The organism is Bacillus sp. ISL-41, assembly GCF_018613235.1.
In the GTDB taxonomy this organism is placed as follows: domain Bacteria; phylum Bacillota; class Bacilli; order Bacillales; family Cytobacillaceae; genus Mesobacillus.
On the sequence record NZ_JAGGQP010000030.1, the window covers coordinates 161,389 to 176,847 of the forward strand.

Consider the following 15,459-nt stretch of genomic DNA (forward strand, 5'->3'; position numbering starts at 1 on the left):
GTTAAAAATGGGGGTGTAGAGGTGAAGGGCAATAAGGTAAGTACATATCATACACCTTATGTTATATGGGCGATGATGATCATCATCACTTCTGCATCAATCTTTTCTGGCTGCTCTCAACAACTTGAAGGTTCATTGCACGAAAGAGCTGGTCATAGTTTGAAAAGGGTGAAGGAACACCCAGGTCCTTCGTTTTTGGGAGCGGATATTTTTCCGATTCGTATTGGCGAGCAGGAGGAATTCTATAAATCAGCAGGCTGGCTTAGTGATTCAGAAATCCTCTATGTTACAAATAAAGGAGAAAGTACCTCCTTATTATATTCCTACAATCTTGGAACAGGAAAAGCGACATTACTATATACAAGTGCGCAGCCAATCATAAACGCGGTACCAAGTCCAGAAAGAACCAAGGTGCTGATCCATAGCGGGGCATCAGAAGAAGGACACCTGACTATTATTGACTTGTCAGGTGAAGAGATGTATTCTACCAGCATTCAATCCTATGAAATAACTTTCGAGTGGAACCCATTCGATGAGAATTTATTAGCGATCTCTGCTTTTACAGCAGATTGGGATTTCATCAGTTACTTACTTGATTTAAGGAACAATAAGCTCAATGAAGTCAAACTTCCCGAACCATTTGTAAGATGGATATCTGAGGATGTCCTTGTCTATCAGGAATGGGAAGAAGAAGGGATGTCTCTTACGGCACCATTAAATTCGTTTTCTTTTAAGGGAAAAAAGATTGAAACCTTATATGAAAATGTATACCAGTTCGATTCCTTTGGGCCGTATTTAATGACTGTCAAAGTCAATGATAATGAAGAGGGATTGTATACATTCATCAGGGATGGCGGCAAACCGGTCGCTGAATTTACAGCGCCGCTATTAACCTCTTTTTCTGGATGGGTCGTTCCTTTTTATGATTTAATGGAAAATGGGAAGGATTTTATCTATTTGAGAGCAAACAGTCAGGGAGATGCTGACCTTTATGAAGGTGGATTTAACTTGATGCGTTATCATATAGATACCGAAAAAGAGGAAGTTGTGTTTAACGAGTTGGCCAATGAACCACTTTCCTGCTCACCTTCCGGAGAGATGTGCCTGTATGGTTTCCAGCTCGAAAAAGTCTTGAATATCGAGACAAACGAGATTTTTAGTCTAGTTAACTAATTGAGTTTCCAAGGAGAGATTTTGATGGCAATCGTTGATGTAACAGTTATACCAATCGGAACTCAGACGCCAAGTGTGAGTTCATATGTAGCAGATATCCAAAAAATTCTTAAGCAGTATGAGGAACGAGGAGAAATCCATTACCAACTTACGCCAATGAACACTTTGATTGAAGGAGAACTGCCCGTCTTGTTTGAGGTAATCCAGGCCATCCACGAAGCGCCCTTCAATGCCGGGATCCAGAGAGTAGCTACAAATATCCGGATTGACGACAGGCGTGACGTGAAAAGAAGGATGGAGGATAAGGTAGACAGGGTAAATGAATTATTGAAAAAGGACTAAATGAAAAAGACCACCTATAACGGGTGGTCTTTTTCTGTGTCTAAAATTAATGCGCTACTGGGAATCCAGAGTTAAGGACCGTCATGACTGTGAACCAGCCAATAACCAAGAAAGTTCCTCCACCAAAAACGATTCCAAGAATGTTTTTGTTTTTAAGCGCCGAGAAAGTTGCATAACCGGCAAGCAGTGTGACTAAAGCGAAGATAATTGCCAATCCCATGATAAAGCCCCCTTCATAATTAGGCAGACATTAAGCCTGTTTGTTGAATAAGTTGATTGAAATTTAGGCGGCAGCCTGTTATGTAATGACAAGCATACACTCGTTTTATATTTTATATTTTTTTACACCATTTGTCGAGGTCTAAAAACTCAACTTTCACCTTATATGCCTTTACTATACCCATTACAAGGTCAGTATAATGGTCTAATGTAAAATAAATCCCTTCTGCAGACGTATAAACAAGATGTTCTTCCAGCTGAATAAGAGCCATTTCAAGCTGGGTGTTATCGCCTGTTGTCAACCTGAAGGCTGACAAATCAGTAGTGTACAAATAAGTATCAGGTCCAGCAGAGAACCCATAATCGTAAAAATCGGCTCCAGATGTTCCTTCCACTTTTATCATTTGATGCGTTTCTTCAAAGAGATCGGCTTCTGACAGCAATCCTGAAGCTGCATCTGCCATTTGCTGCTGTCCGTAAATATATATATTTCCATGGACAAAATGAGGAGGGACTGCTGACTGAAGAAACTGTTCAAATTCAGGCAGTTCAGAAAGTATAGAGTTTGCCTCAACCCCAATGAAAGTTTGCAATTTACACTCTCCTCCATTTTTTATTTGAAACCGGTTTTCCGACTCCAGCCCCTGCCTTGAGTTTTATCAAGGCTTATAAGCTTTTCATCCGCAAATACTGAAAACCTGCCTGACAATAGTGTAAAATAAATATATGAATAATACCACTAGAAGCTGGAGGCTATTTTTAATGAAATGGAAACAGATTCCCTTAGGTCCTTTACAAACAAATTGCTATATTGTGTATGATGAAAATAAATCTTGCCTGATTGTCGATCCAGGTGACAATCCGAAAAAGCTGGCAACAGTGATTGAACAGCTTGAATTAAAACCGGAAGCAATTGTGCTGACACACGCTCATTTCGATCATATCGGCGCGGTGGATAGAATTAGGGATAAATACGGAATCAAGGTATATATCCATGAAAAAGAAAAGGACTGGCTATCGGACCCTGCCTTAAATGGTTCCAGGCATTTCATGCTAAACCAGCCGATCAAAGCGCGTCCTGCTGACCACTTGATCAAAGACGAAGGTGTCATGTCACTTGGCAGCTTTAAATTCGAAGTGTTTGAAACACCGGGGCATTCTCCTGGCAGCATATCGATTCATTTTTCTGATGCGGAGTTTGTCCTGGCGGGAGACGCTCTATTTAATGGAAGCATCGGAAGGACGGATTTGCCGGGCGGCAATCATAATCAATTAATCAAAAGCATTCATGATAAGCTCCTGACATTGCCGGAACAAACAGAGGTGCTTCCCGGACACGGACCGACAACCACTATTGGTTTAGAGATGGATTCTAATCCTTTTTTAAACGGATTTTAAAGGACAGAATGATTTAAAGAGAAACTAGGAAAGCCCTTCTCAAAGAGAAGGGCTTTCCTGGGGGATGTTCTATTCATATCATGGGAGGGGATATAGTTAAGCTACTACTAAAACAATATAATATCGAAAACACTATGTCAATAGTGAAAACTTTTTTTCAAGGAGTTATTATGAAAGAAATAATCAAAGAGTTTATTGAAGCCTCCCCGGAAAAAATGATTTCTTATGCACAGTATATGGAGCTTGCCCTTTATCATCCGGAGGAAGGATATTACATAAAAGAACGCCAGAAAATCGGCAAAAAGGGAGACTTTTATACATCGAGCAATGTAGCTGATATATTTGGCAAGTTGATCGGGAAATGGTTTGCGAAAAATTCTGGAACGCTAGGCTTGCCGCCGTCTGTTTGTGAAATAGGAGCTGGTAATGGACGCTTTGCCCGGGCATTTATACAAGGCTGGAGTGAATTGAATGATGAACGCCTTAGCTATTGGATTGTTGAAGCGAGTCCATATCATCGAAAGCTTCAGGCAGCTGAATTGGACGGCTTGGAAAATGTGGACATCCTTCATGCAGATACATATGAAGAAACAGGGATGGAACAAGGGCTGATTTTCTCAAATGAATTATTTGATGCTTTTCCTGTTCATGTCGTCGAAAAAAGCCAGAGTGTTGTAAAAGAAGTTTTCATTGGCCATGATAATGGTCAATTAAAAGAGATCATGATTCCGGTAATGGATAATCGAATTACCGCTTTCTTAAACGACCAGGAAATTGAACTGACTGAAGGTCAAAGGATGGAGATACCCCTTACGTATGAACCATTCATGAAATCGATCGCAGAGCACTTCTTGAAGGGAATCATGGTGACTGTGGATTACGGTTATACGAAGGAAGAGTGGATGCACACAACGCGCAGGCGCGGCAGCTTGAGGGGATATTACCAGCACCAGATGATTCATGATGTTTTGCAGCATCCAGGGGAGATGGATCTGACAAGTCATGTACATTTTGACGCGCTTAAAATCATTGGTGAAGAATACGGCCTGAATTTCGTGCGGAAGATGAGACAGGATGAGTTCCTGATGGCTGCAGGGATATTGGATGAGCTGGCGGAACACCACGATACTAATCCGTTTTCTGAAGCTAGCAAGCGCAATCGCGCAATCCGAAGCCTGATCCTGCCAGGAGGGATCAGCCAGTCGTTTGATGTCCTCATCCAGGAAAAGGGAATGGGCAGCCTGAATGAAAAACTATTTTAATATACACGAAAGAAAATAAAAAAAGCGATGGATATCCATCGCTTTTTTACTGCATAAGAAAGTATAATTTTTTCCACTTAGATTAGTGTCTAGCTCTAGCGCCTAGCCCCTCGCGACGTTTCGTTCCGCCCGATGAAGTCAAAGAGCGACTTCCCCGGTCGGCCCTCCAACGCTTGTCGGGGCTGACCAAGGCGCTTGCGCTTTTCTTACTTGAGCGTAACAATTGATCAATGTCCAGTTCCACCTAATGGCATCATAAATGTTGACCAGTAAGTAAATCCAGCAAAGAAAATCGTTAAGTATGCGCCGAAGACGTAAATGTACATACGCTCAGACAGTTTCAAGTAACTTAATAACAAGAAAAATCCAGTTTGACCAAAGAAAATCAAGGACGTCGTATACATGTCACCCAAGAAAAACATGACAGCAAAGATTCCCGTCCAGAATCCTAAAACTCTGTACATACGATCCAAAGATATCCCTCCTTTACCCTACAAGTCCATCACTATCATATTATAAAGTAAAGTGGAGTGAAAAGTAAACAAGGATTGATTATTGTGCAATAACAGCTTGATATGAACAAGAGTCACAGCCTGTGAACATATTCTCTTTTTCGATCAGCTCGATTTCACCAAAGAGGGATTCGAACATTCCGCGCAAGAATTCATAGTGCATATTGCAGACTGTTTCTGTATGCTCCATTGCTACTTCCTTAAAAGGACAATTGAAGATCTGGAAGTAAATCCTTGTCTTTTCGCTGTTAGGTTCGAATTCGGGGTAAAATCCAGCAAGAGTCGCAGCATTCTTAATTGAATTCAATTTATGTTCAAACGTCATTTCAGCAGACATTTGTGGATGGCGGGATATTTCTTGGTCCATCAGTTCTTCACCAAAGCGTTTTCCTGTCATGTATAATGCCTTTTTACCAGCTTCTCCTAGTGACATCATTGTTGTCATTGCGATTTTTGACAATAGCTGATAATCACGGAATGGGAAGTGCAGCTGGATCACTTCATCTGAAAGGCGGTACAATCTGCTTGGGCGGCCGCCCTTGCCGGTTTTTTTAGTTTCGGATATCAGCATGTTCACATCTTCAAGTTTTGATAAATGCAACCTTGCTACATTTGGATGGATATCAAAATTATCGGCGATTTCCTGTACAGTAACATCCTTATGCCTTTTTGTGATGTATTGATAAATATAATAACGCGTTGGGTCAGACAATACACTTGTAATTTTTAATGTTTGCTCCACCTTAGTTCACCTCAGACCACTAATTTGCCTTCATTATAATACAGAGGAAAATAAGGTTTACACTGTTTACACTATATGTTTAGAAAATGTTCACAACTAAATGGCGAAATGATGACAAAGTAGTGTACAAATGTTATACAAAAGTTATACAATATGTATATAAGATAATTTTGTTCGCCAGGAGGTAACTTAAATGGAAGAGCTGACGTTTTATTCTTATCCTAGCTGTACATCATGCCGTAAAACAAAAAAGTGGCTGGTTTCAAACAGCGTGAAATTCAATGAACGTCATATGTTCAAAGATACTCCATCAAAAAAAGAATTACTGCAGATTTTAGCACTGACGACAGAAGGCTTGGATGAACTGCTTGCCACAAGAGGAGAAACCTATAAAAATCTGGGGATGGATATGGAAGAACTGCCCCTTTCAGAGGTAATCAAGCTTGTCATTGAGGAGCCGAAGCTGCTTAGACGACCGATTTTGACAGACGGGAAAAAGCTAATTGTTGGTTTTAACCCTGATGCTTTAAAAAAAATAACGAAATAAGAAGAAAAGCGCAAGCGCCTTGGTCAGCCCCGACAAGCGCTGGAGGGCCGATCGGTGAAGTCGCTCTTTGACTTCATTGGGCGGACCGAAGTGACTCGAGGGGCTAGGCGCTGTAGCTGGACAACAAAAAGCGCAAGCGCCTTGGTCAGCCCCGACAAGTGCTTGAGTTGGGTTAATACAACCATAGTCAACAAAAAAACGGAAGCACGCGCTTCCGTTTTTTTGGTTAGCTGGGCTAGCTGGATTCGAACCAACGCATGACGGAGTCAAAGTCCGTTGCCTTACCGCTTGGCTATAGCCCATTGATATGACTTGCTGACGTTACGGTAGTTATTATAAATAGATTTGTCACTTTTTATACATATTTAAGTTCGATTTTTTGCAGGAAGAGAAGGGGGTTTGGCGAATTCCTTTTCTATAACTTAAAAGGTGGTGCATGATTATTGTCAAATCAATTGAACAGTTAGTGGAAAATGTCTTGAAAGATGCTTTACGAAGCGGCGCGTCGGATATCCATATTATTCCTCGCGAGAAAGACACACTGATTAAATTCAGGCTAGGCAATCAGCTTCTCCCCCGGTATACGCTTGAACAGGCTGATTGTGAGCGGCTCATTTCCCACTTTAAATTCACAGCTTCGATGGATATTGGTGAAAAAAGACGGCCCCAAAGCGGTGCTTTTACCTATCGATACCAAGAAATGAAGATTGGCTTAAGGATATCCACGCTTCCAGCCTACCAGAGTGAAAGCATGGTCATTCGACTCCTTCCCGAACAAAATCAATCTCCTTCTTTCCAAATTTCATTATTTCCATCCACATCAAAAAAACTGATTTCCCTTTTAAAACACGCACATGGTTTGATCATTTTTACTGGACCGACGGGCAGCGGCAAGACGACTACCCTTTATTCCATGCTTTCTGAAACCTCGGGTTTAGTCAATCGCAATGTCATCACCCTTGAAGATCCGATTGAAAAACCGAGCGACACAGTACTGCAGGTCCAGGTCAATGAACGGGCTGGAATTTCATATTCCGCTGGCTTAAAGGCCATTTTACGGCATGATCCGGATATTATCATGGTTGGGGAAATTCGGGATAAAGAAACTGCCGAAACGGCGATAAGAGCTTCGCTGACAGGACATCTCGTCCTGACAACGATGCATACAAGGGATGCAAGAGGAGCGATTTACAGGCTGATTGAATTCGGGATCAATTGGCTTGAGATTGAACAGACACTGATTGCAGTAACGGCACAAAGGCTCGTTGAACTGACGTGTCCGTATTGCGAAGGAACTTGCTCGCCGTTTTGCTATTCATCAGGCAGCGGCAAAAGAGGAAATATCTTCGAAATCCTTACGGGGAAGGATTTATCCGCTGTTCTAAAGGAAGCAAAGGGGGAGCAGCAAAACTATCGATACAAGACGCTCAAAGATGCAATCCGGAAAGGAATCGCACTGGGGTACATCAAGGAGTCAGAGTACCAGAGGTGGGTTCTCAATGATGGAGAGTAAGTGGCCTGTCGCCGAACAGGCCAGGTTCCTCAAAAGGACGGGAGAATTGCTGTCGCGCGGTTATTCTCTCGCAGAAGCGATTGAGTCGATGACCTTTTATTTAGAGAAGAAAAGAAAAGCGGAGGTCAAAAGAAGCCTTGAAAAGCTGCGTGAAGGATTTCCTCTATATCTGATTCTTGAAGAATTAAATTTTAAAAGGGACCTAGTCAGCTATGTTTATTTTGCCGAACAGCATGGCGGGCTGGCCCGTACCCTGACTGAGGGCAGTGACATGGTCATAAAGAGGGACGCTGACTACCAGAGGTTAAAAAGACTTGCTGGATACCCAGTAGTGCTCTTGATGCTTACATTCAGTTTATTCTTTTTCGTCAACAGGATTTTGCTTCCGAAATTCAACTCCCTATTTTTAGACATGAATCTGGCTCCGAATATATTCATGCAATCCATCGGGGCGGCAGCCTTTATTCTTCCATACTTGCTATATGGCCTTCTTGGTACCATTACACTTCTCGTTTTATACTACTTCATCAGTTTTAAGAACATCCATCCTCTAAAACAAATAACGATGCTTGTGAAGCTTCCGGTTGCCGGCAAATTTGTCAGGCTTCTTTACTCGCACTATTTCTCAGTACAGTTGAGTTATTTGTTTTCTGGAGGCCTTTCCGTTCTAGCTGCATTGAAGGTGTTTGAACAAAACCTTCATGAACCTTTTTCAAGGGAATTGGGGAAAGATATGATTTCAAAATTGGCTGCAGGCCAGGATTTTGACAAGGCAGCTGGAGAGTATTTGTTTTTAGAAGCAGAGCTGCCGAGGATCATCAGGCATGGGCAGAAGAACGGCAAGCTGGATCAGGAACTTTATTTTTACAGCAGGCATTGCCTGAAAGAACTCGAAGAAAAAACGGAAAGTGCGATGAAAACAGTGCAGCCGATTTTGTACAGCTTCATTGGCCTGCTTGTCGTTTCACTGTACCTAGCCATATTGCTACCGATGTTTCAGATGATGAAAGGCATATAAGCATTTATTAAAGATGAGAAATAAAGGAGAATGAACAATGAAAAATCAAAAGGGTTTCACTTTAATTGAAATGATGATAGTTTTGCTCGTGATCTCTGTTCTTCTGATTATTACAGTCCCGAATATCTCTTCACATAGTTCAAAAATAAATACGAAGGGTTGTGAAGGTTATATAAAAATGGTCGAGGCACAGGTGCAGGCATATAAAATCGACAACAATGCAATTCCTACCTTTGAACAGCTTCAAACGGGCAAATACCTGAAAAACACAGGCTCCAAATGTCCAGACGGTACTGACATTGTGATTACTCCTGAAGGTGCGGTGATTAGGAAAGAAGAGATCACTGCAACCACCCAATGAACCACTCTGGCGGTTTTACGATGGTCGAAATGCTGATTGTGCTTTCGGCATTCTTGATGCTCTCCTTCACATCTGCTTTCCTGTTTACACCCCAAAAAGATATGCTCGAAAAAGAGCTATTCTTTTCACAATTAAAATCCGACCTTCTGTACAGCCAGCAATACGCGATGTCCCATCAAGAGACGGTTACTTTCCATTTCACGCCTGAAAATAATTCCTACCATATCCACAGAATGGATTATTATGCTCCATTTCTGGCCGAAAGACATTACTCTTCTGACATCAAAGTGGAAAGAGGGACGTTGAATTTAATGTTCCAATATAAGCCTGATGGGAATATCGATAGCTTTGGATCTATTTATATCACTGCAGGATCAAGAAAATATAAGATGATGATCCAGATTGGAAAGGGCAGATTTTATGTTATGGAGGAATGATGGGTTTTTTCTCAGTGAGATGCTGCTATCATTGGCCGCGTTTTTCATGGGTGCTGCGGTATTGCTTCCGATTGCCATACATGTCATCAACCAGACAATGGAGTCCGAAAGAAATGTGATAGCCAGCCATTTATTATATGACGAACTGATGTACTTAAAAATTACTGGGACCGGTTCAGGCAGAGGAAATATTACTCAGAATGGCGACCGGTATTATATTAATGTCACAAAGAATGGGGGAGATTCTTTGTGGGAGGTTTGTGTCCATTATGATGACCAAAAAAAATGTGCTTCTTCAGAGTGAAAGAGGCTTCACTATGGCTGAGATGCTTTTATCAGTCATGCTATTTTTGATGATTGCCTCCATGCTGCCATTAGGTATGAAAATCATCCTTGAACATCGTGTTGCTGAGACGTTAGAGCGGCAAATGGAGTGGGAGGTCTTCAGCAGCCAGGTAAAAAGAGAAATCCGTTCAGCACAGCAAATGACTGTCCAGCCTGACAGGCTGTTTATGAAGATTGATGGTCAAATTATACTTTATGAAAAGTATAATTCCAGCATGCGGAGAAGGGTGGATTTCCAGGGACATGAAATCTTGGTACAAAACCTTTCAAGCTTCAGTTTTGGCAAAATAGCTGATGGAGTAGAGATAAAGGCAAGGGATTTAAAAGGAAGGGATTATCAGGTCAGGGTCCATCAATTTTATCAAACTGGGGGTGTGGAACCATAAATCAAGAAGGTTTTGTCTATCCGCTGACGATGATTTTTTTACTATTGATGTCATTTTCTTTGCTTATATTGACTGAGAATTATATTGCCGGAAAAAAATTCACAAAAGAAACAGATACGATACTGCTGCAGGAGTATTATTTGCTATGTTCGGTCAAACAGACTGAATCCATGAGGAGTGAAGGTTCCTTGCCGGCTTCAGGTATATTGAAGTATCGGTCAGGAGATGTTTCCTTTCAAACACGGGATGTATCAGCGAGTGTGGAAGAAGTCATCTTCACCCTTAATCTCACCAGCGGGGAAAAGACTCTTGGTATAGCCCAATATGACAAGGATACCGGCGCAATGGTAAGATGGAGGGAAAAGAAGTGACAGGTGATTTAAAGAAATGAATGCTATCTATCTAATTGGGTTTATGGGTTCGGGAAAGACAACCGTTTCACAGGAATTGGCCAATAAACTGGAAGTACCAGTGTACGATACAGATCGGGAAATTGTCCAAAAGGCCGGAAAGACGATCATTGAAATCTTTGCCATTGATGGTGAAGATGGATTCCGACGCTTGGAGACCGAGGTATTGTATTCGATGCCGGAAGCAGATGTCGTTGTCGCTACTGGTGGTGGAATTATTGGGTCAGAAAAGAACAGGTTGTTCTTAAAGGAAAAAGTGGTTGTCTTCCTTCATGCTGAGGTCCGTGTCATCATGGATAGGCTCAAAGATGACGATACCAGGCCATTATTAAGGAAAGACAGTAGAGAAGCTGCAGAAAAACTATACAATAGCAGGCTGCCGTTATACCGAGAGACCGCTACTATCGAAATAGATACCTCCGGGAAAGCTGTTTCAAGGATTGTCGATGAAATCATCCAGCGTATGAAAAAATAACTCATGGTTATACTTGATAAGGAACGAAGGATGGTGTAGCCATGAAAACAAATGATTACGTAAAATACCTAACCCAGACCGTAGTAAAATATATTGATCAGCCCAAAGAAGAACGACAGAGAATGAAGCAGGAAAAAAAAGACGCAGAAGCCACTTTTATGTTCAGGTGGTTTGGCATTCTGCCATTCATGCTGATGTCGAGTATCAAAAAGAAAAAGAAATAACAAGCAAACCCGGCTTTAATAGGAGCCGGGTTTGTTTTTTTGTTCAGAATCATAAAGCATTTTCTGTTAAATAAAACAATCCGCCGTTGACGATTTCGATTTTTATTTTTGGTTCATATTGCTCCTGCAGTGCAGATTTTTCGGTTTTATAGCTATCAGATTCTTCTTCTTCATTCTCATAGAAATGATGCAGCAATTGCAAATCCTTCTGCCAGCGTTTTCTTGCATCTTCTGCCCAGGTATGGTCCTCTTGTTCAACCCTTGCATTCAAAAAAGACTGGATTCTGTTAACACCGCTTTTTGGCTTGATTAATGGAGAAAGTGTATAGGCGTAATCTGGTATTTTTGTACTCAATGGTAGCTTCAATAATTTATCATGAAAGTCTTCTTCCATCCTTCCGTTGATCAGCTGCAGCCCGATTGAATGGAAAACATCGCGTTTCCTGTCACATTGATACGATATTTTCATATTCAGCCCTATCCAGGGTATAAGCGGTGTCTGGGCAGGAAATTGATTATTTTGATATAACCGGATATAACCGGCCAGGTTCTTAGTCGATGCAAAGATTTGATGAAGCCGTGGTGAGCCAAAGTGGATGACCTCACCTTTCATATCTTCTGGCGCCTGCTGTTTATTCGTGATCAAGGTCAGCTTCATCGGATTGGGAACGCCGCCTGTCTTCTCAAGGTAATGCCAGTAAAACGGACGGTTCATCAGCTCCTTGTCAAGATCGATCGTCAGCTGGACTGTCATATACCCCTTGTCATTTTCAAGCAATTCACAGTTATTCGCGGTGAAATATTTTTCGAGAAAGTTATGGATTTCCTGTTGCTGCACGCTGATTTCCCTCCTTCATTTCCTCTGCGAACTGGATCATCGAGGTCAGGTTTTCCATCTTGATCCGAATTTCGCCTTCAGATGCCGACTTTCCAAAAATATCGGTCAAATGGTCCTCGATATTGCCAAACTCCAATTTTGTCAGGATATCATCAAGTTCACCGATGACTTTCTCGAACAGATTGATCTTTTCGTATAGCAGCTTCAGTACATGTTCCTCGACTGTATCTTTTGTTGCGAAATTATATATTTTTACATCCTTCTCCTGGCCGAGGCGGTGAATCCTTCCGATTCTCTGTTCAAGCCGCATAGGATTCCAGGGCAGGTCAAAATTGATGATGTGGCTGCAGAATTGCAGGTTGATCCCTTCGCCTCCTGCCTCCGTTGCAATCAGGACCTGGACATTCTTCTGGAACAGTTCCCGCATCCAGTCCTTTTTGCCGCGTTTGAATCCTCCCCGGAACGGCACAGAGGTGATGCCATGCTGCTTAAGGAACCATTGAAGGTATAGCTGGGTGGCCCTGTATTCGGTAAAAATGATGACCTTGTCATCAATCTGCTGAATTAGTTCAAGCGCTTTTTCAGCCTTGGAATTCTTTGTTACTGCCTCTACACGTTTGATCAGCTTTGCGATCGTATTCTGGAAACCGACTGAGGGATTCTCCTGTCTTTGAAGCATGTTTCTGAGTGTGTAGAAAACTGCTTCCCTGCTGCTGCAAGCTTCCCGCTGAAGCGTCATTAAAGAGAATTGACTGGAGCTGAGACCGCTTTCGGAACCTCTTAATGACTGAATCGAATCGTACAGTGCCCGTTCTTGATCGGAAAACTGAATAGGAATGGTTTCTACATGGCGCTTCGTCCATTCGATACCAGTATCAGAGCGCCTGTTGCGAATCATTACTTTATTGACTAGTTCTTTAAGGTGTTCGTCATCATTTACTGATCTGGCGTCCTTTTTATATTTATCAAAAAATGCCGTTTCAGAGCCAAGATGTCCTGGTTTCAAAAGGGATACAAGGTTGAAAATTTCTTCAATCCGATTTTGTATCGGAGTGGCCGTCAGCAGCAGACAAAATCTCTTCTTGAGATTTTGGACAAATTCATAGTTTTTTGTTTTGTTATTTTTTAGCTTATGAGCTTCATCAATTATGATAAGGTCATAATTTAAGTTGTTGATGATATCCCTGTGGGGCGCCCGTTTAGCTGTGTCGATTGAGGAGACGACAACATCACATTGCTCCCATACATAACTCTTCTTCTGAGCAATGGCGGGGATATGGAATTTTGTATTAAGTTCCATGGCCCACTGTGATACTAGGGAAGCAGGAACAAGTATCAATACTTTTTTGACCAGGCCCCTGATCATGTATTCTTTTAAAATCAAGCCAGCCTCGATCGTTTTTCCTAAGCCCACCTCATCGGCAAGTATGGCTTTTCCGTTCATGTTTTCAACAACCTGCTTTGCTACCTCCAGCTGATGCGGCAGAGGAGTAAGTTCTGGGAGATGCGCCGGTGCCTGAAGACCCTCAAATTCCGGTATGATGGTATGTTTTTCTATCTCCACGGCAAGCTTGTACAGCTCCCAATTTCCCCAGGGTCCGTCATTTTCAATTCTCTCAGCCATTTCGTCCTGCCAGGAAGAATCAAAGTTGATTTGCAGAGTCATTTTATCCACCTCTTTTAAAGTATAAATATATTGCCGAAATTAGCTCTCTAATGGTAGGATGAAGTTAGCTTTTGAATGTTTTGAAATTTGTCATTTTATAGTCTTAAATAGTCAGTTTGCAGACATGTGTAATAACGTCTAGCATGCCCAATTGTGAAAATAATATAAATGCGGATGACAACAAGGGGAGAGACTACTTTAGTAGCGCCGAAGGAGCAAGCAGGCTTTGTGAATCTCTCAGGCAAAAGAACTCTTGTTTGACGCATCTCTGGAGAGCGCTTTTTTAGTGGGAGCCACCAAAGGGGAAAGCCTTTACAGGTAAACTTTCAGGTGAAAGGACAGAGACCTTCTCAGATTCAGAGGGGGTGCTCTGTCCTTTTTTATGGCTTCATTGACAGAGAGTTTGTCTGCCTAAAAGGTGAATCGCAAACTGATTTTTTAGCTATAGGACGAAGGGGGATACATAATGACTGAGTTAAAACGAACACCGCTTTTTGAAGTGTACAAGGAATACGGTGGGAAAACGGTTGATTTTGGAGGCTGGGAACTTCCTGTCCAGTTTTCGAGCATCAAGGAAGAGCACGAAGCAGTTAGGACAAAAGCTGGTCTATTCGATGTTTCTCATATGGGAGAAGTCGAAGTGAAAGGCCCCGATAGTCTGGACTATCTACAAAAGATGATGACGAATGATGTTTCAAAGCTTAAGAACGGCGGCGCCCAATACACTGCCATGTGTTACGAGACAGGCGGCACTGTTGATGATTTATTGATATATAAACTTGAGGAAGAGCATTACCTGCTTGTTGTGAATGCCTCCAATATCGAAAAAGATTTTGAATGGATGCAGGATCATCTTGAGGGCAATGTGAAAATCGAAAACCTGTCAGAAGGCATGGCACAGCTTGCATTACAGGGCCCGCTTGCTGAGGGAGTCCTACAAAAACTGGCAAAGGATCATGACCTGAGCACAATCGGATTTTTCAAGTTCAGTGAAGAAGTCGACCTGAACGGCAAGAAAGCGCTTGTATCACGAACAGGGTATACAGGAGAAGATGGATTTGAAGTCTATTGCGATGCCGGGGATGCTGTAAGCCTCTGGAAGGAAATCCTTGAAGCAGGCAAAGATGATGGAGTTATCCCATGTGGCCTTGGTGCCAGGGATACATTACGTTTTGAAGCGAATCTGGCATTGTACGGCCAGGAGCTTTCATCAGAAATCAGCCCGCTTGAAGCTGGAATAGGCTTCGCGGTAAAGCTGAATAAAGAAGCAGACTTTATTGGAAAAGAAGCACTCAAGCAGCAAAAAGAAGATGGCCTGCCTAGAAAACTTGTCGGCATCGAGATGATCGACCGAGGAATCCCGCGCCATGGGTATCCTGTTTATAAAGGGGACACTCAGATTGGTGAAGTCACTACAGGCACGCAATCCCCGACCCTTAAGAAAAATATCGGGCTTGCGCTGATTGATGCAAAAGAAACTGAGTTAGGTAATGAAGTGGAAGTTGAAATCCGCGGAAAGCGCTTAAAAGCTGCCGTTTCAGCTACACCTTTTTATAAAAGAGATAAAAAGTAAAAGCCGGAGAGGGGTTAA

General features: G+C 42.1%; 21 protein-coding genes, 1 tRNA gene and 1 riboswitch. Of the genes, 15 read left to right on the forward strand and 7 right to left on the reverse strand.

Annotation, left to right across the window (positions count from 1 at the left end):
• Positions 1 to 21: 21 nt before the first annotated feature.
• Both J7I80_RS16280 and J7I80_RS16285 read left to right on the forward strand, forming a co-directional pair.
• On the forward strand, positions 22 to 1,173 hold the full coding sequence (locus tag J7I80_RS16280) for a YqgU-like beta propeller domain-containing protein (RefSeq protein ID WP_214739456.1): 1,152 nt from the start codon (positions 22 to 24) through the stop codon (positions 1,171 to 1,173).
• Between the two features lie 24 nt (positions 1,174 to 1,197).
• Positions 1,198 to 1,515 (forward strand): MTH1187 family thiamine-binding protein, encoded by a 318-nt coding sequence (locus J7I80_RS16285; protein ID WP_214739458.1) that lies wholly within the window; start codon positions 1,198 to 1,200, stop codon positions 1,513 to 1,515.
• A gap of 46 nt (positions 1,516 to 1,561) precedes the next feature.
• Here the strand turns inward: J7I80_RS16285 and J7I80_RS16290 are convergent, their stop codons facing one another.
• Entirely contained in the window at positions 1,562 to 1,735 is a 174-nt protein-coding gene (locus J7I80_RS16290; RefSeq protein WP_214739460.1) for a DUF2759 domain-containing protein, read from the reverse strand.
• 112 nt (positions 1,736 to 1,847) lie between these two features.
• Positions 1,848 to 2,327 (reverse strand): hypothetical protein, encoded by a 480-nt coding sequence (locus J7I80_RS16295; RefSeq protein ID WP_214739462.1) that lies wholly within the window; start codon positions 2,325 to 2,327, stop codon positions 1,848 to 1,850.
• Positions 2,328 to 2,496: 169 nt separating this feature from the next.
• Here J7I80_RS16295 and J7I80_RS16300 point away from each other — a divergent pair, with 169 nt between their 5' ends.
• Positions 2,497 to 3,132, forward strand: a complete 636-nt coding sequence (locus J7I80_RS16300; protein WP_214739464.1) for an MBL fold metallo-hydrolase — start codon at positions 2,497 to 2,499, stop codon at positions 3,130 to 3,132.
• Between the two features lie 170 nt (positions 3,133 to 3,302).
• A complete protein-coding gene (locus J7I80_RS16305; protein ID WP_214739466.1) occupies positions 3,303 to 4,394 on the forward strand; it encodes a class I SAM-dependent methyltransferase in 1,092 nt (363 codons plus the stop codon).
• 227 nt (positions 4,395 to 4,621) lie between these two features.
• Here J7I80_RS16305 and J7I80_RS16310 read toward each other — a convergent pair whose 3' ends face one another.
• The gene (locus J7I80_RS16310) at positions 4,622 to 4,867 is read right to left on the reverse strand and encodes a DUF2626 domain-containing protein (RefSeq protein WP_023627332.1); all 246 of its coding nucleotides are present in this window, start codon (positions 4,865 to 4,867) and stop codon (positions 4,622 to 4,624) included.
• Positions 4,868 to 4,946: 79 nt separating this feature from the next.
• Positions 4,947 to 5,648, reverse strand: a complete 702-nt coding sequence (locus J7I80_RS16315) for a helix-turn-helix transcriptional regulator (protein ID WP_192470902.1) — start codon at positions 5,646 to 5,648, stop codon at positions 4,947 to 4,949.
• 193 nt (positions 5,649 to 5,841) lie between these two features.
• On the opposite strand from J7I80_RS16315, the gene J7I80_RS16320 reads away from it, so the two are divergent.
• Positions 5,842 to 6,195, forward strand: coding sequence for a Spx/MgsR family RNA polymerase-binding regulatory protein (locus J7I80_RS16320; protein ID WP_214739468.1), 354 nt, complete (start codon positions 5,842 to 5,844; stop codon positions 6,193 to 6,195).
• A 230-nt stretch (positions 6,196 to 6,425) separates the two neighbouring features.
• On the opposite strand, the gene J7I80_RS16325 is transcribed toward J7I80_RS16320, so the two are convergent.
• Positions 6,426 to 6,497, reverse strand: a tRNA-Gln gene (locus J7I80_RS16325).
• A 134-nt stretch (positions 6,498 to 6,631) separates the two neighbouring features.
• Here J7I80_RS16325 and comGA point away from each other — a divergent pair.
• Genes comGA through J7I80_RS16370 form a run of 9 tightly spaced genes read left to right on the forward strand, consistent with a single transcriptional unit; the run spans position 6,632 to position 11,364 of the window.
• Positions 6,632 to 7,708 (forward strand): competence type IV pilus ATPase ComGA, encoded by a 1,077-nt coding sequence (gene comGA, locus J7I80_RS16330; RefSeq protein WP_214739470.1) that lies wholly within the window; start codon positions 6,632 to 6,634, stop codon positions 7,706 to 7,708.
• Entirely contained in the window at positions 7,695 to 8,726 is a 1,032-nt protein-coding gene (gene comGB / locus J7I80_RS16335) for a competence type IV pilus assembly protein ComGB (RefSeq protein WP_214739472.1), read from the forward strand. The genes comGA and comGB overlap by 14 nt, the downstream gene beginning before the upstream one ends.
• A gap of 37 nt (positions 8,727 to 8,763) precedes the next feature.
• Positions 8,764 to 9,087, forward strand: a complete 324-nt coding sequence (comGC, locus tag J7I80_RS16340; RefSeq protein WP_214739475.1) for a competence type IV pilus major pilin ComGC — start codon at positions 8,764 to 8,766, stop codon at positions 9,085 to 9,087.
• 20 nt (positions 9,088 to 9,107) lie between these two features.
• Positions 9,108 to 9,524, forward strand: a complete 417-nt coding sequence (comGD, locus tag J7I80_RS16345) for a competence type IV pilus minor pilin ComGD (RefSeq protein WP_214739477.1) — start codon at positions 9,108 to 9,110, stop codon at positions 9,522 to 9,524.
• Entirely contained in the window at positions 9,508 to 9,828 is a 321-nt protein-coding gene (locus J7I80_RS16350) for a hypothetical protein (protein WP_214739479.1), read from the forward strand. Before comGD ends, J7I80_RS16350 begins: the two co-directional genes overlap by 17 nt.
• Positions 9,797 to 10,255 (forward strand): competence type IV pilus minor pilin ComGF, encoded by a 459-nt coding sequence (gene comGF, locus J7I80_RS16355; RefSeq protein ID WP_285289156.1) that lies wholly within the window; start codon positions 9,797 to 9,799, stop codon positions 10,253 to 10,255. Before J7I80_RS16350 ends, comGF begins: the two co-directional genes overlap by 32 nt.
• A 59-nt stretch (positions 10,256 to 10,314) precedes the next feature.
• Complete coding sequence (gene comGG / locus J7I80_RS16360; protein WP_214739483.1) at positions 10,315 to 10,626, forward strand: competence type IV pilus minor pilin ComGG; 312 nt, start codon at positions 10,315 to 10,317, stop codon at positions 10,624 to 10,626.
• A gap of 16 nt (positions 10,627 to 10,642) precedes the next feature.
• Positions 10,643 to 11,140 carry a shikimate kinase gene (locus J7I80_RS16365; protein WP_214739485.1) on the forward strand — a complete coding sequence of 166 codons (498 nt, stop codon included), beginning with the start codon at positions 10,643 to 10,645 and terminating at the stop codon, positions 11,138 to 11,140.
• A 41-nt stretch (positions 11,141 to 11,181) separates the two neighbouring features.
• Positions 11,182 to 11,364: a YqzE family protein gene (locus J7I80_RS16370; protein ID WP_192470912.1), complete on the forward strand. Its 183-nt coding sequence runs from the start codon at positions 11,182 to 11,184 to the stop codon at positions 11,362 to 11,364.
• 49 nt (positions 11,365 to 11,413) lie between these two features.
• Here the strand turns inward: J7I80_RS16370 and J7I80_RS16375 are convergent, their stop codons facing one another.
• The gene (locus tag J7I80_RS16375; RefSeq protein ID WP_214739486.1) at positions 11,414 to 12,202 is read right to left on the reverse strand and encodes a YqhG family protein; all 789 of its coding nucleotides are present in this window, start codon (positions 12,200 to 12,202) and stop codon (positions 11,414 to 11,416) included.
• Positions 12,180 to 13,868 (reverse strand): DEAD/DEAH box helicase, encoded by a 1,689-nt coding sequence (locus J7I80_RS16380; RefSeq protein ID WP_214739487.1) that lies wholly within the window; start codon positions 13,866 to 13,868, stop codon positions 12,180 to 12,182. Before J7I80_RS16380 ends, J7I80_RS16375 begins: the two co-directional genes overlap by 23 nt.
• A 174-nt stretch (positions 13,869 to 14,042) precedes the next feature.
• Positions 14,043 to 14,131, forward strand: a riboswitch (glycine riboswitch).
• A 203-nt stretch (positions 14,132 to 14,334) separates the two neighbouring features.
• Here J7I80_RS16380 and gcvT point away from each other — a divergent pair.
• Positions 14,335 to 15,441 (forward strand): glycine cleavage system aminomethyltransferase GcvT, encoded by a 1,107-nt coding sequence (gene gcvT / locus J7I80_RS16385; protein WP_214739488.1) that lies wholly within the window; start codon positions 14,335 to 14,337, stop codon positions 15,439 to 15,441.
• Positions 15,442 to 15,459 lie beyond the last annotated feature (18 nt).

Coding starts and splice junctions, on each gene's coding strand:
- J7I80_RS16285 (WP_214739458.1), top strand. CDS start 1,198: ATGGCAATCGTTGATGTAACAGTTATACCAATCGGAACTCAGACGCCA.
- J7I80_RS16290 (WP_214739460.1), bottom strand. CDS start 1,735: ATGGGATTGGCAATTATCTTCGCTTTAGTCACACTGCTTGCCGGTTAT.
- J7I80_RS16300 (WP_214739464.1), top strand. CDS start 2,497: ATGAAATGGAAACAGATTCCCTTAGGTCCTTTACAAACAAATTGCTAT.
- J7I80_RS16305 (WP_214739466.1), top strand. CDS start 3,303: ATGAAAGAAATAATCAAAGAGTTTATTGAAGCCTCCCCGGAAAAAATG.
- J7I80_RS16320 (WP_214739468.1), top strand. CDS start 5,842: ATGGAAGAGCTGACGTTTTATTCTTATCCTAGCTGTACATCATGCCGT.
- comGA (WP_214739470.1), top strand. CDS start 6,632: ATGATTATTGTCAAATCAATTGAACAGTTAGTGGAAAATGTCTTGAAA.
- comGB (WP_214739472.1), top strand. CDS start 7,695: ATGATGGAGAGTAAGTGGCCTGTCGCCGAACAGGCCAGGTTCCTCAAA.
- comGC (WP_214739475.1), top strand. CDS start 8,764: ATGAAAAATCAAAAGGGTTTCACTTTAATTGAAATGATGATAGTTTTG.
- comGD (WP_214739477.1), top strand. CDS start 9,108: ATGGTCGAAATGCTGATTGTGCTTTCGGCATTCTTGATGCTCTCCTTC.
- J7I80_RS16350 (WP_214739479.1), top strand. CDS start 9,508: ATGTTATGGAGGAATGATGGGTTTTTTCTCAGTGAGATGCTGCTATCA.
- comGF (WP_285289156.1), top strand. CDS start 9,797: ATGACCAAAAAAAATGTGCTTCTTCAGAGTGAAAGAGGCTTCACTATG.
- J7I80_RS16365 (WP_214739485.1), top strand. CDS start 10,643: ATGAATGCTATCTATCTAATTGGGTTTATGGGTTCGGGAAAGACAACC.
- J7I80_RS16370 (WP_192470912.1), top strand. CDS start 11,182: ATGAAAACAAATGATTACGTAAAATACCTAACCCAGACCGTAGTAAAA.
- J7I80_RS16380 (WP_214739487.1), bottom strand. CDS start 13,868: ATGACTCTGCAAATCAACTTTGATTCTTCCTGGCAGGACGAAATGGCT.
- gcvT (WP_214739488.1), top strand. CDS start 14,335: ATGACTGAGTTAAAACGAACACCGCTTTTTGAAGTGTACAAGGAATAC.